The 6,378-nt window shown below is 41.7% G+C and carries 6 protein-coding genes; 4 read left to right on the forward strand and 2 right to left on the reverse strand.

Annotated features, from left to right (window positions below):
• From JKK62_RS12390 to JKK62_RS12400, 3 genes are all read left to right on the forward strand, one after another.
• Positions 1 to 439, forward strand: a 439-nt coding sequence (locus tag JKK62_RS12390; protein WP_201428144.1) for a restriction endonuclease subunit S, incomplete at its 5' end; no start/stop codon positions are given.
• Complete coding sequence (locus tag JKK62_RS12395) at positions 439 to 3,570, forward strand: type I restriction endonuclease subunit R (protein WP_201428145.1); 3,132 nt, start codon at positions 439 to 441, stop codon at positions 3,568 to 3,570. The genes JKK62_RS12390 and JKK62_RS12395, both read left to right, overlap by 1 nt.
• Positions 3,570 to 4,277, forward strand: a complete 708-nt coding sequence (locus JKK62_RS12400) for a M48 family metallopeptidase (RefSeq protein WP_201428146.1) — start codon at positions 3,570 to 3,572, stop codon at positions 4,275 to 4,277. Before JKK62_RS12395 ends, JKK62_RS12400 begins: the two co-directional genes overlap by 1 nt.
• Before the next feature lie 578 nt (positions 4,278 to 4,855).
• Here JKK62_RS12400 and JKK62_RS12405 read toward each other — a convergent pair.
• Entirely contained in the window at positions 4,856 to 5,059 is a 204-nt protein-coding gene (locus tag JKK62_RS12405; protein ID WP_201428147.1) for an antitoxin VbhA family protein, read from the reverse strand.
• A 160-nt stretch (positions 5,060 to 5,219) separates the two neighbouring features.
• Here JKK62_RS12405 and JKK62_RS12410 point away from each other — a divergent pair, with 160 nt between their 5' ends.
• The gene (locus JKK62_RS12410) at positions 5,220 to 5,489 is read left to right on the forward strand and encodes a DUF6809 family protein (protein ID WP_092970491.1); all 270 of its coding nucleotides are present in this window, start codon (positions 5,220 to 5,222) and stop codon (positions 5,487 to 5,489) included.
• A gap of 236 nt (positions 5,490 to 5,725) precedes the next feature.
• Here the strand turns inward: JKK62_RS12410 and JKK62_RS12415 are convergent.
• On the reverse strand, positions 5,726 to 6,378 hold a 653-nt coding region (locus JKK62_RS12415), incomplete at its 5' end, for a hypothetical protein (protein ID WP_207752188.1).

Consider the following 6,378-nt stretch of genomic DNA (forward strand, 5'->3'; position numbering starts at 1 on the left):
GTATATTAGTCGAGAAGCTCTAATCCATTCTTCGACAAAGTTATGTCCAGCAAATTGCATTCTTTTAGTTTCGCGCGTAGGAATAGGTAAGGTTGCAATTGCTAATACTGAAATATGTACCAGTCAAGATTTTACGAATCTTATACCTAAATATCATGATCCTGTATTTTTAGCATATTACCTTTCAAGAATCATGAAAGAAAAAAGCGGTAGTCAAGGAACGTCGATTAAGGGAATAACTACAACTGATATTTCGAAAATAAAAGTAGTTTTACCAAAACGTGAAGAACAAGAAGCCATTGTATCCATATTATCCGACATGGATAATGAGATCGACGAATTGGAAAAGAAGCTCACCAAATACCGCTGTCTCAAACAGGGCATGATGAGCGAGCTGCTGAGCGGACATATCAGACTGACAGAAAAGGAGGGCGCGTAATGGACAGAGTAGGTAAGCCCGAATCTGCGACGCAAAAGAGAGTGATCGAATTTTTTCAGACCGAGCTGAAATACAATTATATCGGTAGTCTGAGGGATAATGAAAATACCAATATCGACAAAGTTAAGCTTACCGCATGGCTGACTGAACACGGCTATACAGAAGGGCTTGCTGTCCGCGCTGTTGATGAACTCATCAAAGCAGCGACAAACCTTCAGGACGGTCTGTTTGCCGGTAACCGAGAGGTCTACCAACTGTTGAAATACGGTGCACAGGTCAGAGAAACCGTTGATGAAAACCAGACCACTGTCTACTTCATCGACTGGGATACCCCGGGGAATAATCTCTTTGAGATCGCAGAAGAAGTCACTATCGTCGAAAACAATGAGAAGCGTCCCGATTTGGTTATCTATATCAACGGCATTGCCGTTGCGGTGATCGAGCTGAAAAAGAGCACTGTTTCCGTATCCAACGGTATCCGTCAGAACCTGACCAATCAGCGCGGCATGTTCATTGAGCCTTTCTTTACAACCATTCAATTCTGCATGGCGGGCAACGACAGCGAAGGCTTGCGCTACGGCACTATCAGAACAAAAGAAAAATACTATCTGGAATGGAAAAATGACGGCTTCAAACAGTATCCTGAGGAACGTCACAATCTTGATCTGCGTATTGAAGAAAAATGCGCCGACATCCGTAACCTCCTCGACCGCTCCTTGTATGCGATGTATAACAAGACGCGTTTTCTGTTGTTGATACATGACTATATTATCTTTGATAAAGGGCAGAAGAAGGTTTGTCGCTATAACCAGTATTATGGTATCAGACGCGCCCAAAAGCGCCTCGCAACAGGAAAAGGCGGTATTATTTGGCATACACAAGGCGGCGGTAAAACGCTTACGATGATATGGCTGTCAAAGTGGCTGCTGTCACATAATCCGAAAGCCCGTGTGCTGGTCGTTACCGACCGCGATGAGTTGGATGAGCAGATTGAAAAGAACTATAAGGGCGTTAATGAAAAGATCATCCGTACAAAAAGCGGAAAGGATTTGCTGAACAGGCTGAATTCTCACGAGGACAGACTGCTGTGTTCACTGATCCATAAATTTGGCAAGCGTGGTGGTGAAGCGACTGAAAAGGATTACGACAGATACATAGAAGAACTGAAAGCGTCACTCCCTGCCGGGTTCAGTGCAAAAGATGAAATTTATGTTTTTGTAGACGAATGTCACCGCACGCAGTCTGGCAAGCTGCACCTTGCCATGAAAACCATCATGCCCAATGCAATACTTATTGGTTTTACAGATACACCACTACTGAAAAAGAATAAAGCGACCAGTATCGAAGTATTCGGACGTTTTATCCATACCTATAAATTCAACAAAGGCATCGATGACGGTGTTATCCTTGACCTGCGGTATGAATATAGAGATGTTGCGCAAAAGATCATGTCACAGACTGCCATCGACACATGGTTTGATGCCAAGACACGTGGCTTGATGCCTCGCGCCAAAGCCCGCTTAAAGCAAGCGTGGGGAACCATGCAATCGGTATATAGCTCCGGTTCGCGCTTGGAGAAAATCGCTTTGGATATCGTTGGTGATTTCGGCACCAAAGCCCGCCTTGCAGACGGAACGGGTAACGCGATCCTTGTAGCGGACGGTATTCTCAGCGCCTGCAAATACTATGAGGTTTTCCAGAGGCTGAATTTCAAAAAGTGCGCTGTGATCTCTTCCTACGAGCCGAACATCGGTGATCTGCGCACCGAAACAGTCAGCGATGAGGATGAGACTGACGCTTTTGAGAAATACCGCATTTATCTGACAATGCTCGGCATTGACCTGGATTCGGGCGACACGGCAGGTATTGCCAAAAAGGTTGAAGAATTCGAGAAGAAAGCAAAAGAAAAGTTCATCGAAGAGCCAAACAATATGAAACTCCTGATTGTGGTTGATAAGTTGCTGACAGGATTTGACGCTCCTCCATGCACCTATCTGTATATTGATAAGAGAATGCAGGATCAGGGATTGTTCCAAGCAATCTGTCGCGTTAACCGACTTGACGGTGAAACCAAGGATTTTGGTTATATCGTTGATTACCGACAGTTGTTTGGTGCATTGACCGACGCTATGAACAAATACACTGCAGGTGCCTTTGAAGGATATGCCGAAGAAGATGTTGAGGGTCTCCTTAAAGATCGCAAGGAAGAGGCTAAAGCTCGTTTTGAAATGATTCTTGATGAGCTTGATTCACTTTGCGACGGTGTACCGACTCCCAAAGATGAACTTGCTTATCAACAATATTTCTGCGGTGAAAACGGCATCGATATCGATGATGATGAATTATATACAAGACTGCGTGAAAAGCTGTATCGATTGGTTAATGCGCTTATTCGTGCCTATTCTGAATTTAAACCCGTAATGTCTGAATTGGAATATTCTCACGAGCAGCAGGAGAAGCTTGATAAGGAAGTCAACTTCTATGTGGCGCTAAAAGCTCAAATTGGTCGCGCCAGCGGCGATTTCATTGATCTCAAGGCTTATGAACCTGATATGCGGTTTCTGATCGATAACTACATCGTTTCTGAAGGAGCGGAAAAAATAGGGGACTTCGACGACTTCACGCTATTGGATTTTATTCTCGACCAACGTGAAAAACTGGCGGGTGATAATTCTGACAGCAGAAAGCAGGAGAGTGCCGCAGAAACAATTGAGAAAAACGTTCGCAAGAAGATAGTTGAAAGACAATTGGTCAATCCAAAGTACTATGAAAAAATGTCTGCTATTCTTGATCAGCTGATTCAAGAACGCAGACAGGGTGTTATAGATTATACTGAACTTCTCCAAAAGTATATTGATTTGGCGCGTAATGTTACCAAGCCTGAAGAAAATGAGGATTACCCGGAAACGGTACGGCATAGCGCTGCGTTGAGGGCTTTATATGATAACACTGGATATAGTGTTGACTTAGCTGTCGAACTCCATGAGGCTGTTCTTCGTTCCAGAATGGATGGATTCCGTAATAATCCTGTAAAAGAAAAACAAATAAAACGAGAGTTATATAAGATTCTTAAAGACAAAAATGAAGTTGAACGTATATTTAAAATAATTGTTGAACAAGAGGAATACTAATGCTGATTACCATAAATGACATAGATGTTAATGTCATTAAAAAACCAATCAAAAACTTGCATCTCTATGTAAAGCCCCCCGATGGACGAGTAGAGGTTTCTGCACCATTGACTATGCGTGATGAGAGTATTGAGATGTTTGTACGCACTCGAATCGGTTGGATAAAACGGCAGAGAGAAGAATTTGATGCACAACCTCGCCAAACAAAAAGGGAATATGTGTCTGGAGAGGCTTTCTATGTTTGGGGAATCCAGTATTACCTTTTGGTGAATTACAGCAACAAATGCAATTCGCTGATTCTTGATGGAGATAAAGCAATCCTCACCGTCCATAGAGAAAGTACCGCAGAACAGCGTGAGAGATATGTTAACGAATGGTACCGCGAGATTTTAAAAGTCGAGATTGAGAAAGCATTACCTAAGTGGGAAGGCATTACCGGACTTCATCCTTCATCGTGGCAGATTAAAAATATGTCTACAAAGTGGGGAACCTGTAACATTAAAACACGAAAGATATGGATTAATCTTCAGTTGGCAAAAAAGACATATGAGTGTCTTGAGTATGTTATACTTCACGAATTAATTCACCTTGAAGAAAAGAACCATGACTCAGCATTTATAGCTAAAATGGATTCTTTTATGCCAAATTGGAGAAGTGTCAGGAAATCACTTAATGAGCAGATTTTAGATTACTTGCCTATTTATTGATTGTATTTGTAAAATCTGGCATTTACTGAATTTGATATAATTATTTTGAGGTTTTCGCTTAGTACAGTTTTCATTTTCATAAAATTAGAGTCAAAAATTGCGACGCTAATCAAAGATAACGCAAAACTCCGCAGCACCTGATAGGGTGTTGCGGAGTGATTCTTTCGAGAAAACTGCGAATAATAACGTCTAAAACCCGCAGAAAATTGCTGCTCTTTTGATGCTATACCCGACGGAAACGTTGGATTTGTTGCCGCCGGACGCACAAATTGATGCTCATTTAAAGCATCAAAAGGGCATTTTCAGACCGCGCGCCGTGCGAATAAGAGAAAACAAAAACTCCCGAAAATGGCTTGTTTAAGCCGTTTTCGGGAGTTTTTCTAATGGCAGGGGCAGAAGGACTTGAACCCTCGGCACGCGGTTTTGGAGGCGATGGAAAAGGCTCAAAAACGTGTTAAACAAGCCGTTTTTGAGCCATTCTTTCGGTATTGAAAAAGCATCGGCAGAGTTTTGATGCTCTTTTGATGCTATTGGTTATTCTGTAAAAGAAAAATAGCACACAGCAGATGCTCTTCATGTCAAAAATTGCGATGCCTAATCAAAGATAAAGCCTTGTATTTCTTGATCAGCTCCGCTTTGATTTGTTCAAGCGTAATTTCACCGTTGTCCCACTGCGAGGACATACGCCTTGTTTCTTCGGAGACAGGAACGCCCTCAATGCTGTTGATCGCATAGGCGGTTTTTTCGGCGCGCCTGCGTTTAGCTATTTCTAATGCAGTCATTGACGCGACTTCCTCTCTGATTTTATTGTACTCGAATCGGAAGGAGTAGTCAAGTCATTTTTCCTAACCGCTACCAACAATTTCACGTAGAAATAGTTCTGAAAAAGACTGGACTTTCCGGATTTCTGTGGTATCCTGTTGTGCTAAAGGAGGTACCGATATGGATACGATTAGAGAGCTGTACTACGGCAATGTCCATCCGTTCGAGCGTGATATCAAGAAGGACAGTGAGAGCGACAGGCTCGCTAAGCTGGTGCTCAGGCATGACGCTGCGCTCAAAGCAACCATGAATGAAAACGAGCAGGAATTGTTCGGCAAATTCAAGGACGCCGTTACTGAGCTGAATTGTCTGAACGAATGTGAGAGCTTTATTAACGGCTTCCAATTGGGCGTAAGGTTGATCGTAGAAGCACTGCACACGGAAGAATAACCTAAAACGCAGCTCTTGAATACGGGGCTGCAACTCTTTTGATGACAAACAGTTTTTCGCCCCTGTTTCGCCGAGTATCGCCCTGTGTGCGATTTGTTGGGAAAAGCAGAGCAAGTACCCGACCAAGAGCGTTTGCGCGGTGTCGGCGATTTTTGAGCGTAGAGAAAACGAAAACAAGGAATGAAATGTTTGAAAGATATTTTTTGCCTTAGTAGGATTTATAGAAAAAATTGTTGTCATATTCTAGGGAAAGGGAGCTGTTCTATTATTTCTTCCATAATACAGTAAGCTCCGACTACAGTGTTATACTTTTTGATTTCATTTTCAGATATCAAACTTATTTTTGCTGCTTTCTCGGCGATTCTGTTTAATAGCTTTTGTAGAAGTTTGTGATTATTCGTTATTGAATATACTCCCACCAAAAGAATATAAGTCATTAACTTGGAGTATTGAAAACACATTGTAGCAAATATTTCTTCAGTATCAATGGTTGTAAAACAACAAGATGGTAGTAGCTTTGCAACCAATTCTGAGAACTCAATAATATCACTTTCAGAATAATCATTATAAAAGGCTTTGAAATGTTCATTATCTTTCATTATTGATTCAAAAAGCTTTTTCTTGCTCTTTGAAAAAGATAATCCATTTGGCTCCTTAAGCGCATAGAGATTCCCGTATTTGATAAAAAAATCTTTTGCTTCCGGATATTCATGAATAATTGATTGGAGTCTATTTTGGCTAAAAAAATACGAATTAACACCGCTTGGGGATTTGTTGTTATAATGAACGAATCCTTGACCTTTATGTTTCAAATCTAAACGAATGCAGTATGAATCATAGTTTGGGTATCCGTACAACAATTGTATCCTAGTTGTTCTGTCTTTTCGAG

The organism is Ruminococcus difficilis, assembly GCF_016680995.1.

Excerpts from the sequence above, each read along its gene's own strand:
- JKK62_RS12395 (WP_201428145.1), top strand. The coding sequence starts at position 439 with ATGGACAGAGTAGGTAAGCCCGAATCTGCGACGCAAAAGAGAGTGATC.
- JKK62_RS12400 (WP_201428146.1), top strand. The coding sequence starts at position 3,570 with ATGCTGATTACCATAAATGACATAGATGTTAATGTCATTAAAAAACCA.
- JKK62_RS12405 (WP_201428147.1), bottom strand. The coding sequence starts at position 5,059 with ATGACTGCATTAGAAATAGCTAAACGCAGGCGCGCCGAAAAAACCGCC.
- JKK62_RS12410 (WP_092970491.1), top strand. The coding sequence starts at position 5,220 with ATGGATACGATTAGAGAGCTGTACTACGGCAATGTCCATCCGTTCGAG.